The sequence below is a fragment of the Bacillus sp. GW823-FHT06A11 genome (assembly GCF_058795355.1).
Genome location: NZ_JBXAHS010000001.1, coordinates 554,823 through 574,597 on the forward strand (window position 1 = coordinate 554,823; position 19,775 = coordinate 574,597).

Annotated in this window: 17 protein-coding genes; all 17 read right to left on the minus strand. The window is 33.8% G+C overall.

Annotation, left to right across the window (positions count from 1 at the left end; translation table 11 throughout):
* Positions 1-18: 18 nt before the first annotated feature.
* The 17 genes from asbD to AC1Q8L_RS02750 all read right to left on the minus strand — a co-directional run bounded on the left by asbD (position 19) and on the right by AC1Q8L_RS02750 (position 19,493).
* Complete coding sequence (asbD, locus tag AC1Q8L_RS02670; RefSeq protein WP_001250560.1) at positions 19-294, minus strand: petrobactin biosynthesis protein AsbD; 276 nt, start codon at positions 292-294, stop codon at positions 19-21.
* Positions 291-1,529: an AMP-binding protein gene (locus AC1Q8L_RS02675; RefSeq protein WP_000909570.1), complete on the minus strand. Its 1,239-nt coding sequence runs from the start codon at positions 1,527-1,529 to the stop codon at positions 291-293. The genes asbD and AC1Q8L_RS02675 overlap by 4 nt, the downstream gene beginning before the upstream one ends.
* Complete coding sequence (locus tag AC1Q8L_RS02680) at positions 1,516-3,354, minus strand: IucA/IucC family protein (protein ID WP_001261820.1); 1,839 nt, start codon at positions 3,352-3,354, stop codon at positions 1,516-1,518. The genes AC1Q8L_RS02675 and AC1Q8L_RS02680 overlap by 14 nt, the downstream gene beginning before the upstream one ends.
* Before the next feature lie 60 nt (positions 3,355-3,414).
* Positions 3,415-5,223: an IucA/IucC family protein gene (locus AC1Q8L_RS02685; protein ID WP_001163337.1), complete on the minus strand. Its 1,809-nt coding sequence runs from the start codon at positions 5,221-5,223 to the stop codon at positions 3,415-3,417.
* A gap of 316 nt (positions 5,224-5,539) precedes the next feature.
* Positions 5,540-6,082: a GNAT family N-acetyltransferase gene (locus AC1Q8L_RS02690; protein WP_061661211.1), complete on the minus strand. Its 543-nt coding sequence runs from the start codon at positions 6,080-6,082 to the stop codon at positions 5,540-5,542.
* 94 nt (positions 6,083-6,176) lie between these two features.
* Positions 6,177-6,857, minus strand: coding sequence for an MgtC/SapB family protein (locus AC1Q8L_RS02695; RefSeq protein WP_000119510.1), 681 nt, complete (start codon positions 6,855-6,857; stop codon positions 6,177-6,179).
* Positions 6,858-7,016: 159 nt separating this feature from the next.
* The gene (locus AC1Q8L_RS02700) at positions 7,017-7,673 is read right to left on the minus strand and encodes a YkyA family protein (RefSeq protein ID WP_000873568.1); all 657 of its coding nucleotides are present in this window, start codon (positions 7,671-7,673) and stop codon (positions 7,017-7,019) included.
* A gap of 14 nt (positions 7,674-7,687) precedes the next feature.
* Positions 7,688-8,509: a peptidoglycan-N-acetylglucosamine deacetylase gene (locus tag AC1Q8L_RS02705; RefSeq protein ID WP_000409484.1), complete on the minus strand. Its 822-nt coding sequence runs from the start codon at positions 8,507-8,509 to the stop codon at positions 7,688-7,690.
* Between the two features lie 101 nt (positions 8,510-8,610).
* Positions 8,611-9,969, minus strand: a complete 1,359-nt coding sequence (locus AC1Q8L_RS02710) for a sensor histidine kinase (protein WP_000824526.1) — start codon at positions 9,967-9,969, stop codon at positions 8,611-8,613.
* Complete coding sequence (locus AC1Q8L_RS02715) at positions 9,966-10,655, minus strand: response regulator transcription factor (protein ID WP_000036074.1); 690 nt, start codon at positions 10,653-10,655, stop codon at positions 9,966-9,968. The genes AC1Q8L_RS02710 and AC1Q8L_RS02715 overlap by 4 nt, the downstream gene beginning before the upstream one ends.
* Positions 10,656-10,667: 12 nt before the next feature.
* Positions 10,668-11,915, minus strand: coding sequence for a hypothetical protein (locus AC1Q8L_RS02720; RefSeq protein WP_001174878.1), 1,248 nt, complete (start codon positions 11,913-11,915; stop codon positions 10,668-10,670).
* A gap of 165 nt (positions 11,916-12,080) precedes the next feature.
* Positions 12,081-13,082, minus strand: a complete 1,002-nt coding sequence (locus AC1Q8L_RS02725; protein WP_002093954.1) for an LCP family protein — start codon at positions 13,080-13,082, stop codon at positions 12,081-12,083.
* A gap of 320 nt (positions 13,083-13,402) precedes the next feature.
* Positions 13,403-15,706, minus strand: a complete 2,304-nt coding sequence (locus tag AC1Q8L_RS02730; protein WP_000738101.1) for a glycoside hydrolase — start codon at positions 15,704-15,706, stop codon at positions 13,403-13,405.
* A gap of 207 nt (positions 15,707-15,913) precedes the next feature.
* Positions 15,914-16,123, minus strand: coding sequence for a DUF6366 family protein (locus AC1Q8L_RS02735; RefSeq protein WP_001031479.1), 210 nt, complete (start codon positions 16,121-16,123; stop codon positions 15,914-15,916).
* Positions 16,124-16,256: 133 nt separating this feature from the next.
* Positions 16,257-17,150, minus strand: coding sequence for a homoserine kinase (gene thrB / locus AC1Q8L_RS02740; protein ID WP_000612682.1), 894 nt, complete (start codon positions 17,148-17,150; stop codon positions 16,257-16,259).
* Positions 17,147-18,205 (minus strand): threonine synthase, encoded by a 1,059-nt coding sequence (gene thrC, locus AC1Q8L_RS02745; RefSeq protein ID WP_000276432.1) that lies wholly within the window; start codon positions 18,203-18,205, stop codon positions 17,147-17,149. The genes thrB and thrC overlap by 4 nt, the downstream gene beginning before the upstream one ends.
* A complete protein-coding gene (locus AC1Q8L_RS02750; RefSeq protein ID WP_001066895.1) occupies positions 18,198-19,493 on the minus strand; it encodes a homoserine dehydrogenase in 1,296 nt (431 codons plus the stop codon). The genes thrC and AC1Q8L_RS02750 overlap by 8 nt, the downstream gene beginning before the upstream one ends.
* Positions 19,494-19,775 lie beyond the last annotated feature (282 nt).

A 19,775-nucleotide genomic window follows, 5' to 3' on the forward strand; every position in this document is an offset into this window, starting at 1 on the left:
CATCCACTTTCCTAAAGGTTAGTTATTCACATTTACTTCCTGTAACGGCTCTAACTCCTCCATAAAATCAAGCAAAGATCCTACAGTAAGAAATGCCTTTGGATCTACCTCATCCTCTGGAACGCATAGCTTTACATCCATTTCTATGTATACAATAAGCTGTAACATCATTACCGAATCTATATATAAATCTTGATTTAAGCGCATCGTTTCTTCTAAATGCGTTACATTTTTCAGTTCCATTTTTTCTATCATAATTTTTAACACGGCATTCTTTAACGCTTCCCGTCTCATGTTGTAACCTCTCCCATCTCTAGTAACTTTCTACTTACTTTTCCAGTTTTATTTTTAGGAATTTCATTTACACTTTCAATTTCATGCGGAACTTTATAAGAAGGTAAGTGTTGAATACACCATTCTCTTATTTTCACTGGATCAACATGAGAGATCACTTTCGCTTTAACTATTTCGCCCATCACAGGATGTTTCCCTCGATATACAATTGCCTCTTGCACACCTTCCAATCGAAGCATCGTTTCTTCTACCTCTATAGGAAAGACTTTTAATCCCGAAACATTAATTACATCGTCCATACGCCCCATAAAATGAATGCCACGCTCAGATTTATACCCTAAATCTTTCGTGAAGATTTCCTTATCATTCATTTTCACGACGATTTCTTCCGGTGCTTTTTCATCTGAACCTATGCTTATACTCACATGAGGTAGAGGGTTTCCTAAATCTAAATGGCTTTTCATATCATGACATATACTAATACAACCTGCTTCAGAACAACCGTATTGCTGCATCATATATGTTGTCATTTCTTTTAGTTTATAAAATAGTGCTTCTGGCAAAGGCGATCCTGATGTCATAATTTTATGAAACTGGAACACTCCTAATGGAAAACTCCCCATAATGTGTAACATAAGTGGTACTGCATATATAATATGTTTTTCTGTATTGCGAACTATATTTAATGCGAATTTAGGATTTTTATTCGTAATGATTACAGGCTGGCTCCCCCTCTTAATTGCTGATAAAGTACCACATATTAGTCCGTATGAATGTGAAACAGGAGCCATAACGATTGGCACTTCATCTACTTCACAGTTTAAAGCTTCATTATAAACGGTAATTTCCGTATCAACTTCCGTCCATGCTCTACGAATTAGTTTCGGTTCCCCTGTAGTTCCAGAACTATATTGCAATAAAGAAGGCTCTTCTAGTAAAAAGTTCCCTACTTCTAATTTTGTAAAATCGCCATATTCTCCATATAAAATTCCTACACAATTTGCACGCTTTGCCATTTCAATAGCTGTTTCTTTTGGTGTATCTTCATGTATAAGTAATACTGATGATTTCTTTTCTTTTAAGAAAAACACAATCGTAATAATATCGAATGGATCTTTCAGACAAAGTGCAAATCTATTTCCTTCTGCTTCTTTAAATTGTTCCATTTCCTCATAAACTTGTAATCTCAATTCAAAATCACTTTTGCTATACTCTTGTTTATTAACAATTAGCATAATTTCCCCCTGTAACAGCTGATTTTTGTTTCATAAGTTGTCTTACTCTATACAATGGATTTGGAACTTCATGAACAAGCGATTCCAGATCCATATATAATCGACGTTTCGTTAATTGTTCAGCATAGAATGTAGGTGCATATAATTGAATATTTTCAAATCTACCTTTCAAATGTGGATATATTCTTAAATGATTTTCAATTTCTTCAACAACCATCATCCAAAAATGTTCTTCTTTCAATCCATATTCATCCGCAAATACGAATGCTAATTCTCCTAAATTAAACAGGAATAGTGCATCTAACACCATCTCTTGCAAACATTCGATGCGATCCATTTCAAAGAAATCATTCATTTTTCCATTCGCATATGTTTTATGCATTTTAGTAAAGTCGGGACATTTGTCAACTTCTTTCAAATATGGACGATAAAACTCAAGCCCTTCATGAAAATCCTTTAACGCAATACGAACAGGCACCCCTTCTTTATGGACTAGAATCATATTTTGTCCATGTGATTCCAGTGCGATACCATGCTCTACAACAAGATGTATAACTGGTATTATCGCTTTTTGAATAAGTAATTGTAGCCAATCCTTCATTCCATATTTGTTCAACCACGCATCAATAATTGGTGTACCATCTTTCTCTTTAGCGTATAAACCATTAAAAGGAATTGCATCCTCTTGTGCATCTAAATACTTATGAATGCTTTCGCGCCAAATACATCCTAATGAACCATATATAGCTTTCTTATTCGTGTCATACGTTACACTTGAAAACTCGCTTAACAAGATTAAACGTGCTTCATCCATTAAATAGGCGTCATTACTTACAACATCATTTAACCAATTTGATATTGCTGGTGCACTCACAACAGAGTATGGTTTCAGTGTACGGAGTGTTGAAGTGTTGAGTAAATTCATCGATAATTTAACGTACGGTTTCTTTGGACTCGTAATATTTCTTAACGTTCTCATTGACTGTTGCGCGCAATAATCGTCCTCTGATGTTCCTAAATAAATAATAAAATTACCCTGTATATGATCCCCATAATTTGAAATGATGAAATTCTCCCACTGCCATGGGTGAACAGGTATAAACACGTACTGTTTTGGATAACATCCCCTATTACGAATTCGTTCCATAAACTCTTCTAATTTACGATCGCCAATCTCCTCTTTTAAAAGGTCGTTATACATCACTTCATTCTCATAACCTACAGTCGCATAATTCTTATGCGCTGCAATCCATATGAGTTTTATTGGCTGCATAAATTCATATCCATATTGAAAATTGTCACGATATTGAAATCCAACACGTGCTTTATAACTAGGGTGATATGGATGGCCGTCTATTAAATGGCTTTCAAACTCATCGTAAGATTTTTGAGTATATTCTTTCTTATTATTTCTTTCATATTGCGCAATCGTGTCTTTAAATATTGTTTGTTCTAATTCGTGCATAAAAGAATCTAATTTAGCTTGTTCTACACTAGCAACCCGAAAAACTTCTTCTAGAAATTGCGAGACAGATTGTATTTCTTGCTGTTCATCTTGGACTCTTACTATTAATGAGTCTAACGAAATACGTCCAAATGTCATCCGTTCCCTGCCATAGCATTTGTACGTGACACTTTTGTCTTCTTCATCAAGTCCTTGTATTATAAAAAGAATCTGTTCTTCTTTTTCTATGCGAACCGGTGTAATAATCCCCTCATAAATTAACGATTCTACTAATTGACGTAGCACTCTTCTTCGTACTGAAATGTAATCTTCTGATTCGAGCGCCTTCAATACTTTCGTATGATACATGTCCACTCTCATAAAACCCTCCACCTTATGACAAAATACCATTATTTGTATTACGTGAAATTTTAACGCTATTTATGAACGAACAGCCACTTCTCTAACGAGCGGATTATGTACTTGCACATAAATTGCTTGCTCTAATGGATTACTTAACTCATCGACATCGAAAAATCTCGTTAGTAAATTTGCTTTACACGCTAACTTATCTTCGTCCAATAATTCTCTTAAAAATGTTGAAGGTTCCCGGTTATACGGAAGGAATGATTCAAGTACAGACCTTAATTCCGAGAGAAGAATTTCCTCCTTAATTAATCCTGCTGTGCCAAAACCATTAATGAGGCCAAACATATGATTGAAAATTAAGTAGTAACGAAATCTCTCATCCACAATATAGTCGTCATATAAATTTCCAGTACGTTCTCCAATACCAACTAATTCATTATTAAGCATCTCTTTCATTGAATTACAGAAATAAAATCCTTGATTATCACGGAAATAATATTTGACCGGATAACCATCTTTTAGTTGAACAACGCTATTTTGCTGATGAGCTTCTAATGCAACACCATACTGTAAATACATCCATACCATTGGCTTTAAAGAAATATTCATATATCGTCTAAACCACTCTAAGCTTACTTCTTCACAGCTTTTACTTTCTAAATCTGCTAGGCGATGAATAATATTCGATAACCGCGTACGTTCCCCAGGTATAGCGTCTTGAACTAGCCCAGCAATTAATGTTGCGTCGTTTGCATGTTCACTATAAAAAGGGTTCTCGCGAATAATCACTTCAAATCCAGATTCTTGTGTTCCATAATTTAATGTAATATAGGCTGGATCACAAATAAAATCAAAGCCTGGAAATCTTTCTCGTACTTCACCAATAGCCGTCTTTAACATTTCCTTCCCTTCAAGACCACTCTCAAGTTCTTTCAGTTTATTAATACGCATTGAATTCGTTACTTTCACCGGAAATGAAAACTTAAGCATATACTTCGAATCGGGATGATACAGTGTCCTTAGTGATGATGTTGCCATATAATACTTACCTACAGGTCCAATATACTCAAGCAATTCTTGAACTATCCAATCTTGTACGTAAGCTTGATGCAAGAGCCATTCTGCCTGAAGCGGATGAATTGGAATTAATGCATATTGATCTTCCTTACAGTACTTCTCTATAAATTCCTTACTAACCATCTCATCATTACTTAATTCTTCTTTTATAATCGTTGTTGTAGAATCTGATAATAATGATTTTTCATTTACTATACTTTTATGGGCCCGAAAATAATGAAGCTGACATTCTCCTTTTAATTCTGGAGAATACATTGCATTTTTCCAATCCAATATCCCCTGTCTACTCTTTGGTGTAGGATGAGTTAAATGCCCAAATAATAAAGACTGCTCCGCTTCTATAAAAGTTGTATGGAAACCGTATAATGCGGACGTATCTTCTATTCTCTCCTTTGTAAATTCCTCAATATTTTGACAACTACGGATAACTCGAAGCATAAGTTCCGCAGGATTCGTCCCTTCTCCGTAGTTGATAGACATCTCTTTTATTAAAAATGTAATAACTGTAACGTAATCTGCTTTAATAACAGAATTACTATCTCCAATTTGATAATAAAATTGTTCTCCAAACAAATGACGATCTGTTGATGATTTATATATAACTTCTCCATACAAAGTAACGTTCTGTGCCGATAGCCGACAACATAAATATGTGGGGACTGTATCTCTATTCAACGTATTACTGAAGATAATCTTCATTCTTTCATCCTCTGTAATCCATTCTCCACTCCCTGTTTCTCTTAAATAACAGTTTAAAAAGCTTTGTAATGTTGCATGTTCTGCGATTTGTTTCGCATGCTGCATGTTGGTCCTCCTCTTTATATTAAAGCTATCGAAATTTTATATAATAAACGATAATTGAATGTCGTTATCAATTATGATTCTAATTGATAATGATATTCAATTCAAGAGTATATTTCAGAATTTTTTTATCTGATTTAATTTTTCTTGTTTTCTCTCTTTTCTTTAATCTAGTTAAAAATACAAGAAAAAAAATACTCAGTTTCAAACTACATACTTACTATTTTTCATTAGTAATCTATCCAAAATTGTTAAACAAAAGAGGTATACCTTAATTGGTATACCTCTTTCAAACATAAAGTTTACATAATAATATTATTTAAGCAAATCTATATAACTTTTTGTATAACAAATTCAAATCTCTCCAACAATACGCTGTTTCTTCTACCCTTACTCTCTCTAAAAATTTCGTATCAATTTTTTCAGGGTTAAATTTTTCATAAAACTTTTTAGAAGGATTATTCGTAACAACCCAAACTAAAAGTGATTGCATATCATTGTTTATACAATCCGATAATAAAGCTTGAAATAACTTTTGTCCTATTTTCATTCCTTGATACTCTTGTAAAAGGTAGATTGCATATAATTCTCCATCACAATTATATGTACCAGTTCTTTCTACTCCCCCATCGACGAATCCAACTATGTCTCCATTTAAATTCTCTGCTACAAATCTAAATTGATGATTACCTTCTTTTTGAAAAATATCTTCCCATTGTTTTTCTCGTTTCTCATATGCTACATTATCTAGAATTTCGTCAGCAAATATCCCTTTATACGTTGTTTTCCAACTATCAACATGCACCTTTGCTATACCTGGTATATCATCCTTTATTGCTCTTCTAATATGTATTCCCATCATTTCTCCCCCTTGTTACTCATCATTATATCAATTTCATTCCTTAAAAATCCAAATAAAAAAGAGTGAATTTTCACTCCACTCTTTTTTATCACAATTATCTACTTTCCACTTCAACTGAAACTACTCGATCAATCTCTTTCAGGGAACTATATAACTCTGTTGTATATAAATCTTCTGGAGCTAAAATAACCATCTCCAGTTGCTGAAATGCTCCACTATCTATATCTTTAATTTTCACGCGTTTCACATGCATGCCTAAATTTTTAATTTGCTTAAATATACCATCTAACTCATGATGCTCTTTAACAGTAATTTTTATAGATAAATCCTTTTGTCTTAATGAATACGGTCCTGCAATTTTCACAAGTTGCGGAAGTACATTAATCGCTAAAATAATTAAAACCATAGCAACTGTCGCTTGTAAATAGAATCCCGCACCAATTGCGATCCCTAAAGCTGAAGCAGCCCACACCATAGAAGCTGTTGTTAATCCAGAAATAACATCATTACTTCTTCGTAAAATGACACCTGCGCCAAGAAAACCAATTCCACTAACAATTTGAGCGGCCAGTCGCATCGGATCCATATTTGTATGTCCTGGAACAGAATATACATGCACAGATTCAATTGAAACCATCGTAATTAAACAACTTGCTACAGAAATAACCATACTTGTTTTCACACCAAGTGGTTTATTCTTTAGCTGCCTATCTATCCCGATGAATAATCCTAAAAAGAGTGCTAAACCTAATTTGAGTAAAAATTCATATGACATATTTCCATTCTCCTTACTTTACAATGTTTCCCTTAGAATAACTCACTATAACTCTTTTATGATATCAATTCCAGTCTTTTCTATTCATTTAACGTAAAAAACCGAAAAAACATTTATAACGATGTTTCTCCGGCTTTTTATTACACTTTAGATTCTTCTTTATTTCTGATCTTTAATCTTAATTTCTGCATCTTTGTAGAATGCTAATTTACTGTCATTATACTCTTTTGTAAATTTGTTAAACTGCTCTTTCGACTTTTGTGCTTCCACATTTAATTCATTAACAGTTTTAACTTTTTCACCGATTTCTTTTAATTTCGTTTCTTTTACTTTTAATTTTTCATACAGTTCTTTTTCAGTCGCTAACACTTTCGTGTAATTTTCATTCATCTTTTTGAATGCATCATAACGATTTTTATACGACTCTTCTACTGCTTTTGCTTGTTTTTGTAACTTCATATCTTCAATCTTCTCTATATTACTTTGAACAGATTTCGTTTCCTTCTGTGCTTTTTCTAGCATTTCTTTTTCACTTTTCAATACTTTTTCACGATCATCTACATTTGCAGTAGCTTGCTCTATTTTCTTCACAACTGCTTCATTATGATCTTTACCTTCTTGCAAAATTTGAGCATATAATTCTTGCCCTTGTTTCTCTAACTGCTCTAATTTTTTTGCTTCATCCACTAAAGATTTTTCTTGTGTTGCTGCTGTTTCAAAAGCTGTATATAGATTTTCTTCTGGCTTTTCACCGAAACAACCTGTTAAAAGTCCTACTGATAATGCTCCAACTACTGCTACTTTTCCATACTTCAACGTTCATTCCTCCATTACATACGGTTATCATGCCAGAAGTTCACTGGGAAGTGACTCTCTTCATGATAAGCTTCAAACTCATAACCCTTTTCTTTTAGCCCCTTTAAAATTGCTGGCACAGCAGCAACTGATTGCGGGTGAATATCATGCATTAAAATTACTTCTTGTGGTTTTGTTGCATTTGTTAATACGTTTTGAGCAATTTGTGCTGCAGCTGCATCAACTGGCATTTTATTGTATCTCCAATCTAATGAATCAATTGTCCAATCCCACACTTTAAATCCGCCTTCTACCACTTTATTTCGAAGACCTTCATTCAATCCAGGCATCGAACCATATGGAGGACGTGTTAATTTAGGTGATTTCCCAATAATATTAGCGATTAAACCTTGATCTTCTTTCATCTCATTTACATACTCGCCATTTTTATATAACTTTGCGAAATTATGTGTCATACTATGCATGCCTACATAATGACCCTCAGCATTTTCACGTTTCACTAAATCAGGAAATTCTTTTACATTCGCTCCAATTAAAAAGAACGTCGCCTTCGCATCATGTTGTTTTAGCGTATTTAATAATTCAGCCGTATATTTCCCTGGCCCATCGTCAAATGTAAGATAAGCAACTTTTCTTTCTTTTCCATTAAAACGACTTGGTGCCGTTTTATTCATTTCAACTTTCGGCTGTTCACTTGCAAGCTGCACTACATTTTCTTGTTTCGCAACAGCTTTTGCTGGTGAAGTAATTGATTGAAACATGTAATACCCAATAGCTACTGCGGCAATCGCTATTAAAACGACTACTATTTGTTTAATTTTTAAAGCTTTTTCCATTCTATCGAATTCCTCTCCCTATTAATCTTATATATAAATCGCCCAATATAATTATACATCTATTTATTTTTATTTCACCATATAAATAGATTTTATTTGTATTATAATGGGAGTTTTATCAAAATTGTTGTTCCTATTCCTTCTTTACTTGTAACACTAAGCGCACCGCCATGAAGCTCCACCATTTTTTTAACGATAGCTAAACCAATACCTGCACCTGCAGCATGATTATTAATTTGGTAAAATGATTGCTCAATATATGGTAAATGTTCTTTAGCAATTCCAATCCCTTCGTCTCTTACCTTAATCACTGCTTGTCCTTCTATTTTAGTCGCTTCAATGTGTATTGTGCTTTTTTTATGTGAATACTTAATTGCATTTTGAACAATATTCAAGAAAACTTGCTTTAGCCTATTTCGATCTCCCATCAATTCAATTCGGTCTATAGTAGTAATAAATTGAATTTCCTTCTCTTCCGATTTAGGAGTTAATTGCCAAATCGTCTCCTCTAGTATATCGTACAATTGCACCTTTTGTTTATATAAATTAAAATGATTTGATTGTAATCTTGAAAAATCTAACAATTCTTCTACTAAATGAATCAACCTATCTGTCTCACCTGAAATAATGCCCATACCTTGCTTTATTTCTTCTTCTGTTAAATGATCTACTGTTTTTAACGTCTCACTCCAACCTTTAATTCCTGTTAAAGGCGTTCGTATTTCGTGCGAAATAGAAGCAATGAATTCATTTTTCATCTGCTCAGCCTTATCTATTTTATAGGCCATATAATTTAAACTATGTGCCAAGTCACCTAATTCTCCAGGATAATCTTCTTTAATTTTTTGCTTTAATGTGCCTTCTGCAATTTGTGAAGAGGCTTGAATAATGGATTCAATTGGCTCAACAAATGAATTTGCCAAACGTCTACTAATTAAGAAGACGACTCCCGAAATAACAATACCTACAGAAATAGTAAACGTAATAATTTCAATAATCTTTTTATTTACATTTGTTAAAACAGTCGTATATTTTAAAACACCAATAGTTTGTCCTTGATGTATAAGTGGGCTTAGCACCTCTAGTTGTTTTTTATTACCTTTCTTAGTAACTTGATTATACATTTCACCTTCTAATAATGATTGTGGAATATTGACTTTACCTTCTATCTTTTCACCACTTGAAGATTGTATAACCGAGCCGTGACGATCAATTAACTGTAATTCTGTTCCTTCTAATTGAAAGCTACTAATTATGTCACCACTATATTCTTGTAACCGAATAAAGTATAGTGAATTGTATTCTGAAAAAAAACGTGTACTCGTTTTCGCATGAGACTCTATATATTGCACAATACCATTATAATAGTATCGATAAATTGAGACTGAAAATACAACTTCAAATAATACAAGCATAAGTGTAATGACCGTCATAAAATATAAAGTCACTTTCCGTTTCATCTTATACTTTCCTTCCACACATATCCTTTTCCCCACACCGTAAGAATAAATTCAGGTTCTGATGGATTACATTCTATCTTTTGACGTAACCGTCTCATATTTACATCTACCACTTTCGTCTCACCTACGTAATTGGTTCCCCAAATCATATTTAAAATTTCATCACGCGAAACTGGCTTTGAAGCCTGATTCATTAAATACTGTAATATCATATACTCTGTAGGTGTTAAATCGACTAATTGTCCATCTTTATACAATCTTTCTTCTATAATATTTAACGAAAATGGACCTGACGTAACAATATTCGTTTTTTCTTCATGTACTTCTATTCTTCTTAATAAAGACTGTATACGTGCAGTTAATACTACTGGACTAAACGGTTTTGCAATATAATCATCTGCACCTATTCCTAGTCCTTGCACCTTATCTTCATCTTGTACACGTGCGGTTAACATAATAATACCCATTTTTTTATTTTCTTTCCTGATAGCCTTACAAACTTCTAAACCATTAATCCCCGGTAACATTACATCCAGCAGTGCTATATCAACAGTTTGTTCACTCAAAATTTGTAACGCTTCTTCTCCAGTAGTAGCTTCTATTACATAAAATCCAGCACGTTTTAAATTTAAAACAATAAAGCTACGGATTGTTAATTCATCTTCTAAAACTAAAATTTTTGACATAATTCTCACCTCCTACTCTTGTTGATAATCCGCTAGCGGTTTTATATATGCTTTCACTTTTTCAAATTTTGATTGCTTCGGTACTGCATATACGTGAGAAGCCGTTTTAATTGCTGCGCTGTAGCCTTTTATATTGAACCATTCTTTCCGCTTAAAAATATGAACTTCAAGCCATATTTCATTTGTTCTTGTATCCAAAAACTTTTGAGAATTTGATTCTTTTTGCTGATCTGGTATTGTAATTTTCCCTATTAACTCTTTAGGGATTTTCACATAATACCCTTTTTCTATATCTATATATCGTTCTTCAATTGGTTTAATTCCAGATTCACTCCACTGTATGTAACGTTCGAAAAGCGGACTATCACCATGTGATTTATCTTCCCAACCTTTTGGGCGTACAGTACGAACAAATTCAATAATGCCGTCTTCATTAACATCTTTACTTTCTACAACATATTCATTAAATAAATCTTCTTTCCCATCTATAGGTAATACTTCATAATGATCCTGATCAAATTTTGCTACATAAGTTATACCTGAATGAGCCCCTGTTCCCGCATCGATTACAACTGCCTTTAATGATTTAGAAATACGACCCATTTGTATTCTTTGAATACTATTTATATACGGATCAAATGTAACCTCTGACAATACCTTAAACTTTTCAATGAACTGAACCTTCAACTGTTCATCTTTCATATGCGAAACAAGGCTTATGTCTTTAAAACCATTTTTGTTTAAATCATCTATAAATAACTTTGTATACTTCTGTCTATAAAATTCCTTTATATCGTCACTCTCATCGGAAAAAACATACATTGTGTTTTCTAATAAATCACGATTGGTAGTTATTCCTATCAATAGTTCCCTTTTCCCACTCCCTGTGAAATCTCCTACCTCAACAATATCTACTTCTTCCCCATCAAATGTATAGGTTGACTTCATATTCCATCCATTATTTTTCTTCTCATATACGGCTAAATATATATGATAATCTTCATTAGGTATTTTATATACGATGACAGCTTCTTTTTTATTATCTCGCTCGAAATTCATTGACCATGTCGTCTGTTTATCTCTATTAGACATTGGAGTAAGTAAGCGATAATTAACAGGTAAATCTTTATCAATTTGTTCATTTAATTCATTAATCCATTTTTTATTTGTAGGAGCTTCCATTAGACTTGTTGGAGCTTCAGACATTTTACATCCAGTCAATATAAAGATAATTCCCATCATGCTTAACCATTTCTGCATATGATATCTTTCCTTACCACAAATTTTGAATATGTCCTTTTACTTTTTTACCTATCCATTATACTCATACATATGAGTATAATTTTTCTAAACTAAAAAATCGTTACAGAAAAGTTACAAATACATTCCAAAAAAAAAGATTGGCAAAAGCCAATCTTTTTTTTATTATTCGTTTCGAACTGGTTTTGGCGTTACACCTAAATGATCATTTAATTTTTTTGAAATATCTTTTACATTTTTTTCATTTGGAATGTAATAATAAATACCACCGATACGTTTATCTGTACCTTCTATTTGCATTTTTTCCATTTCCAAATTAGATCCTGCCATATTTTTTGTAATGGCAAGCATATCGTCAAATGTTAAGTTCGTTTTCATGTTTTTATCAACCGCATCTAGTAAAGAGCCCATTTTGCTAATTGATTGAACAGACATCGCTTTTTTGGCAATTGCTTCTATTACAAGTTGCTGTCTCTGTCCACGCATTGCGTCACTATCAATTTTACGCGTTCTTGCAAGTGCAAGTGCTTGTTCTCCATTTAAATGTTGGTAACCTTTTTCTAAATGGATCATACCAGCTTGGTCTTTACTATCTTGTTCAGTGAAAGTAACTGGTACATCAATATCAATACCACCAATTGAATCGACAATTTGTACGAATGATTCAAAGTTAAACTTCACATAATAATCAACAGGGACATTTAAAAATCTTTCCACCGTATCGCGTGTGCTTTCTACGCCACCAAATACGTGAGCATGAGTAATTTTATCTAATTTTTTTCTAGTTGGAATATAAACACGTGAATCACGTGGAATACTTACTAGCTTAACAGACTTATCATCTTTATTAATTGTTGCTAATAAAAGTGCATCTGTTCGAACTGCTTCGCCATATTGGCTTTTTCTCATTTCACTTCCATCTACACCCATGATTAATATTGAAATATTATCCTTTAAAGGTTCAACTTCTTTATCACGCTTTGATGACTTTTCAATTTTCGCATACGCATCATTTACAACAGCTTTTGCTTTATTATATATAAACGAACCATATCCTACTCCTCCAAAAATAAGTAGGAAAAATGGAATTAATATGAACCATTTTATTGACTTTCTTTTAGAACGCTTTTTATTACTTCTCGTATTTTGTTCTAATTCAGAGCTCATACCCATTCGCCTCTCTTTCTCTTTACCAAGTATAATGTAAGTCTATTTATCTTCATATTGAATTTCCTTTCATTAACCTTACAATTTTGTAAGGTTACTACTAAAACCCAATATGTATTCCATTTCACATTATACTCTCGTACTTATTTTTGGCAAGTCACTATTTACCAATTTCAAAAATTTAGCACTTCGCAACATGCAAATTTATAAATTCATTAACTCTTTCATTTTAAATTAGGATATCTTTTTCCAGATAAACGATATGAATAAAGAGTCCAGCTAATGATAAAACCTCTATGAATACAGTATATTTCACGTTATTATTTCTCAAACGGCGTATACATGCTTTTCTTCCCCTGATTATCAATAAAAGCCGACTTTGCTTTTATTTTCGTTTTTTCTACTTCCATGTCTTCATTTGAGAAGTTCACAATGATTTTAATATTTTTTCCATAAGAAACAGATTGTACTAGCTTATCTTCTGACAAATACGTAAAATTCGTCATCTCTTCTTTTACTGCTTTTTCATGAACTTCATTCCAAACTTTTAGATGCTCTGTAATTTCTTTTTTATGTTTATTCCACTCTACTTCATCTAAATGGTACAACGGAGGAACATTATACAATAATTCAGACAGCATTCGATTTCCCACTTCATCTTTTACCTTTAAACTTCCCCATTCCCAATGGTGCGTTGTAATAACGGAATCATTGTATACTAATTTATATAATGGTACCGAATATACTGGGTTTAAATACACTTGTTTATATTCTTCTTTCAATGGTACTTGTTTTGCATATTTTTCGGGAACATTTTGATTTGGTGACCAATATCCACCGACATAATACGGACTTGTTTTATTTTTCCGCATATCTTCATCGTCCCATTTAATAACAGGTGTTTCAATTCCGTGTGCAAATGCAATCGTACTACTAGCAAAATCATTTCCACCTTCAGAACCAACGACCATACCCTTTTCTTGTGCAATGTAGTCCATTCGTTTTAAACGTGCTTTTAAATCTTGCTCTTGTGTCGTTATATGTTTCGCTGAATAGTCATCGTAAATTTCACCTGTCGCATCACAATCAATAAACCATGAATTATATTTAGGACCATTTTGTAATATATCATTCATGCGTTCCTTTACACTAGGCAGCGATAAAGTCGGGTTTAACTTGCGACCTCTGCCTAAAAAGCCTTGCACCTTTTCTCCGTTTTTCTTCGTTACAGTAGCCACTTCATATAATGATGGGTCATTAAAGGATGCTGTGTTCCAATTTTTATCACTTTTTTCGTGAATGGAATGATATGAATCATACGGACCAACTAAATACCCCATTTCCTTCGCTTTTGTCACGAAATTAGGTTGCATAAATCCTTGTTCCCAGTTCGGCAGACCAATCCACGCTTTTTCTATTCCTACCTCTTTCATTTCCTTTAGTATGTCCGTTCCATCTGCATTACCCCATTTACTTACCTCTTCAACCGCATCACCAAGTAGCGACTTTAATAAATGCTTATTTAAGCTATACAATTCTGTGTTCGTTAAGTGACCTACACCTTTCTTTAATAGCACACTAGCTTCCTGATCAACGTTTTGAAAAATATCCTCTTTATAAAATTCCTTCATGGATAATACTTCGTTTATATAACGTAAAATAACATTTTTTTGATACTTATCAATGAAATCTTGTTTACTTACTTGATCTAATACATTCAGTTCCCCAGGCTCTGAACTATTCTTTTGAATAAGTTCTTTTATATGACTAAACAGCGGGCTATTTATTTGCTCCCTTAGTTTTGGCCAATTTATATTATTTTCTGATAAACCATTTTGATTCCAAAAATAAAAATGCGCCGCTCCATATAACTTTTCGATTTCTTTATTTTTTCTAGCCTTTTCTTGTAATGTTTTAAATTCACCTTTTCGAACAATATCATCCTTATACAGTTTAGCAATGCTTACCGCATCATTATTTGTCACATATAATTGAAATCCATATATTTTATTTTTATTTATGCTCGGAAATTCATGTGTAAAATCAAATCCTATTTTCGGATCCGAATGAAATTTCAATTCATTATTAAACATATTGTTTGCAATATATACAATTGAATATTTCGAACCATTTAATGCGAAAAACTTCATAGAAAATGATTCAGCAAATGAATATGCATCATCCTTTAAAAACTTCTTCCAATTCTCATCATTGCTCGGAATTTGCTTACCCTCCCATAACGGAAGTGTATAATTTTCAGCTTCTACTTTCGGCCATGTAAAGCTTTCTGCACCAGTCGATTCCACTTCAATGTTTAAGTGGTCTTTTTTCTTTTCTAATTTTATTTTTACTTTTTGATCTGGATATTCCCACGATGTACGATCCTTTTCTTTTTTTACATTCGATACCTTCATTTTCGGTAGGGGTTGTGATGCCTGTTCCTTTACCCCCTCATGTTCTACAGTTAATGTGAATGTTTCTGGATTTACATCATAAGTAAAATCTTTATACGTCGATTTCTTTATTTTAGACTCTTGTACAGCATTACTACCTTTTACGTCACAACCGACTAAAGTCGAAAATGGCATAGTTGTTAGAAGACATATCGCTATCATTTTTTTCATCCTCTGCACCTCCACCAATGAATATACAGGTGGTTTGTTACAGGAATGTGGCAAAAAATAATAGAGCTAGCATTTTGCTAGCTCTATTTGGAGTATTAAAAGTTGATATGAACAACTATAATTCGCTTAGAAGATATGTAATACAGTAACTGCATTTTTTCTCAACAATTATGAAACTAAACAAATCAAAATTTTAACAAGCACTCTTTAACTGAAAAAATAAGTGTATACAATGTATCCTAAAAGTAGTACTAAAATGATTATCCCTGTACCTTTCCAATTCATACCGCCTGCTATATCAACTGGACTACCTGTTTCCGCTCTATTGAGTCCGTCATGTAAAGAACCCGTAGGATTACTTTTTAATTCACTTTGTCTCATACGCTCTCTTTTTTCTTCTGGTGACTCTTTATTCATTTAATCACCTCCAAAATGAATGCACTCTTTACTTACATTATTCAAAATCAACATTTGTTTTATATTTTTTTCCGAAAAAACCTAATTTAAAATAGGTTTGCAACGTAAAGAAAGCTAGCCATGCCAGCTTTCTTTACGATCCAATATGCTCTTCCTTATTTACAATAATACCTTTATGGTCGATTTCAAGCTCACATACTTTCATATCTGTAAATACTCTCGCTAATTGCTCAGCGATTTCTTGACGTTTCTCATATGGCGTTAATATAAAAATAGATGGTCCCGCACCGCTAAGTGCTGTACCGTACGCACCAAATTCTTTTGCGCATTTACGAATAGATGGTAATAACGGTACGAGTTCTAAACGATATGGCTCGTGAAAATGGTCTCTCTCCATCATTTCACCTACAACTTCCCACCGCTTTTGACATAATGCAGCTACTAATACGTTACTTATCGCACTAGCTTTAACTGCCTCATGAAACGGAAACATCTTTGGTAATACAGATCGACTTTCATCTGTATTTAATTCTTCATTCGGAATAAGAGAAATTACCCCTAACTCCTTGCTCTCAATTCTTACGACGGAAATATCCTTTCCATCAAGTGCTCCGATTACAGTTCCACCTAATATAGAAGCAGCAACATTATCAGGATGTCCTTCAAAATTTGTAGCAATTTGAACTTTTTGATCAGCAGTTAAGTTCAAATTGCCTAGTTGATTCGCAAGTTCTATCCCAGCTACAATCGCTGATGCACTACTTCCTAGCCCTCTTGTTAATGGGATATTACTAGTAACTTCTATTATATGGGGTGATATAGAAGGACAGACTTTACATGCCGTGCTAACGATTAAATTTTTATCGTCTGTCGGAATTGATTCTTCAAAGGAATGGATTACTTGCCATTTATCAGCTTTTTCTTTAACCACCACATCTAAATACAATGACAAAGCTATTCCAACTGAATCAAATCCAGGACCAACATTTGCCGTACTAGCAGGGACACGAACACTTAATGGTATCACGACATAATCACCCCTTTAATATGATCTTTAATCTGTTCTATATCATTTGACAAACTTGCGATGTCTAGTTGATTTGAAGAAATAGCGATATCAGGATCCTTCAAACCATTTCCAGTTAATACTGCAACAACTGTTTCTCCCTTTTTGATTTTTCCAGATTTAACATGTTTAATTACGCCAGCTAATGAAGCATTTGATCCCGGTTCAGCGAAAACTCCTTCAGTTTTTGCCAATAACCTATACGCATGTAAAATTTCTTCATCTGATACCATATCTATTTCACCACAAGACTGCTCGGCAGCCTCTACTGCATACGCCCAACTTGCTGGGTTACCAATGCGAATTGCTGTTGCAATTGTTTCAGGCTCTTCAATTACATGCCCTTTTACAATTGCCGCTGCTCCTTCTGCTTCAAAGCCATGAATTCTTGGCTTCTTATAACCTTTTTCTTTCTCATATTCACAGAAGCCTTTCCAATATGCTGTAATATTCCCTGCGTTCCCAACAGGGATAGCTAGAACATCTGGTGCATTTTGCAATTGGTCACAAATTTCAAATGCTGCTGTTTTTTGTCCTTCAATTCGATAAGGATTCACTGAATTTACTAATGTAATCGGCTCTTCTGCAGCAATATTTCTTACAGCCTTAAGTGCATCATCGAAATTCCCTTCTATTGAAATAATTTCAGCTCCATAAGCGACCGCTTGCGCTAATTTTCCATGCGCAATCTTTCCTTCAGGGATTACGATTATACATTTCATCCCAAGACGTGCCGCATATGCTGCAGCTGATGCTGATGTATTACCTGTTGATGCACAAATGATTGCTTCTGAACCTTCTTCTTTCGCCTTAGCAACTGCCATCACCATACCACGATCTTTAAAAGAACCTGTCGGATTCGCTCCTTCGTACTTACCATATAGCTGAATCCCTAATTGCTTTGATATATTTAATAACGGAATAAGAGGTGTGTTTCCTTCCATTAAACTGACATCAGGTGTGTTTTCATTCACCGGTAAATAAGAAGCATATTGTTTTAATAGTCCTTTATACATATTGTTTTTCCTCCTCAATAATGTAGTAACTGTTTATTTCACTTGCGACAGCTTCTATCGCTCCTAAAACTCGTTCGAATTGATACTTGGAAGTTCGATGTGTCACAACAACGACTTCTGCCAGTTCACGGTTTAAAGGTAATTGAATAACTTCTTTTAAACTTACAGAATAATTAACGAAACATTCTGTTACTTTTTGCAACATCCCAGGCTCATCTCGTAATGAAATACGCAAGAAATATTTCGAAACTACTTCTTCATCACCTTGTAATTCATAAGGAACTGGTTCTTTTAACGCACTTTTATTTTTCGGCACTTGATTCATATTTTTAACGATGGAAATAATATCACTTACTACAGCAGAACCAGTTGGCAACTTTCCAGCTCCAGGTCCGTAAAACATTACTTCTCCTACCGCTTGACCGTGAACATATACTGCATTAAATTCATTATTTACATTCGATAATGGATGACGACTTGGTAAAAGTGTCGGTTCTACACTTAAATGAATGGCTGATCCTTGTTTTTCTGCTTTCCCAATTAACTTCATAGTAAATCCTAACTTTTCAGCCATTTGTAAATCTTCTTTTTCGACCTTTCGAATCCCTCTTACTTGCACATCATCTAATGAAACATTCATCGAAAAACCTAAGTTTGCAAGAATTGCTACCTTTCTCGCCGCATCTAGTCCATCTACATCTGCTGTCGGATCCGATTCTGCAAAACCTAATTTTTGTGCTTCCTGTAAAGCCTCTTCATAAGACCACCCATTTTGACTCATTTTTGTTAACATATAATTTGTTGTACCATTTACAATTCCCATTATTTTTTCAATTTGATCTGATGCTAGCCCGTCAGTTAGTCCTCTTAACACTGGAATACCGCCTGCTACGCTCGCTTCATAACATAAATCACAATCATTATCATTTGCCAGTTGAAGAAGCTCTGCACCATATACAGCCATTAAATCTTTATTTGCTGTTACGACATGTTTTTTATTTTCTAAAGCCTTAACAATATGTTGTTTTGCTTCTTCAATTCCGCCCATTACCTCTACTACAATATCAATATTTGAATCATTTAGAACTTCATCTGCATGACTTGTGACTGCAATTCCGTCAATACAAACATCGCGTTCTTTTTCCAAATCACGTACAACGACTGTTTTCACTTTCACTTCGTATCCTGTATCAAGAGCGATTTTTTTATAATGTTCTTTCAAAATATGAACAACACCACTTCCGACCGTACCTAAACCTAATACCCCAACATTTATAACGTTATTCATCTTCTAATCTCCTCCTACAATTTTATTATTTATCTCTATCAATCACCTTGCGCTGCTTTTTAATCATGCAGGTGGTGGTTATTTCCGTACGTACAAATCGTTCCATGTTACTGCACCTCCTTTCAAAGTAAAAAAACACACCCATCCCTAGGAAAGGGACGAATGTGTTTTCGTGGTTCCACCCTTGTTCCAATCTAGACGTATTTCTCCCTAGATTGCTCAAGTTCAGATAACGGCTGATACCGTCAATAATTAATAGATTACTCGTTCACTATTGAAGTT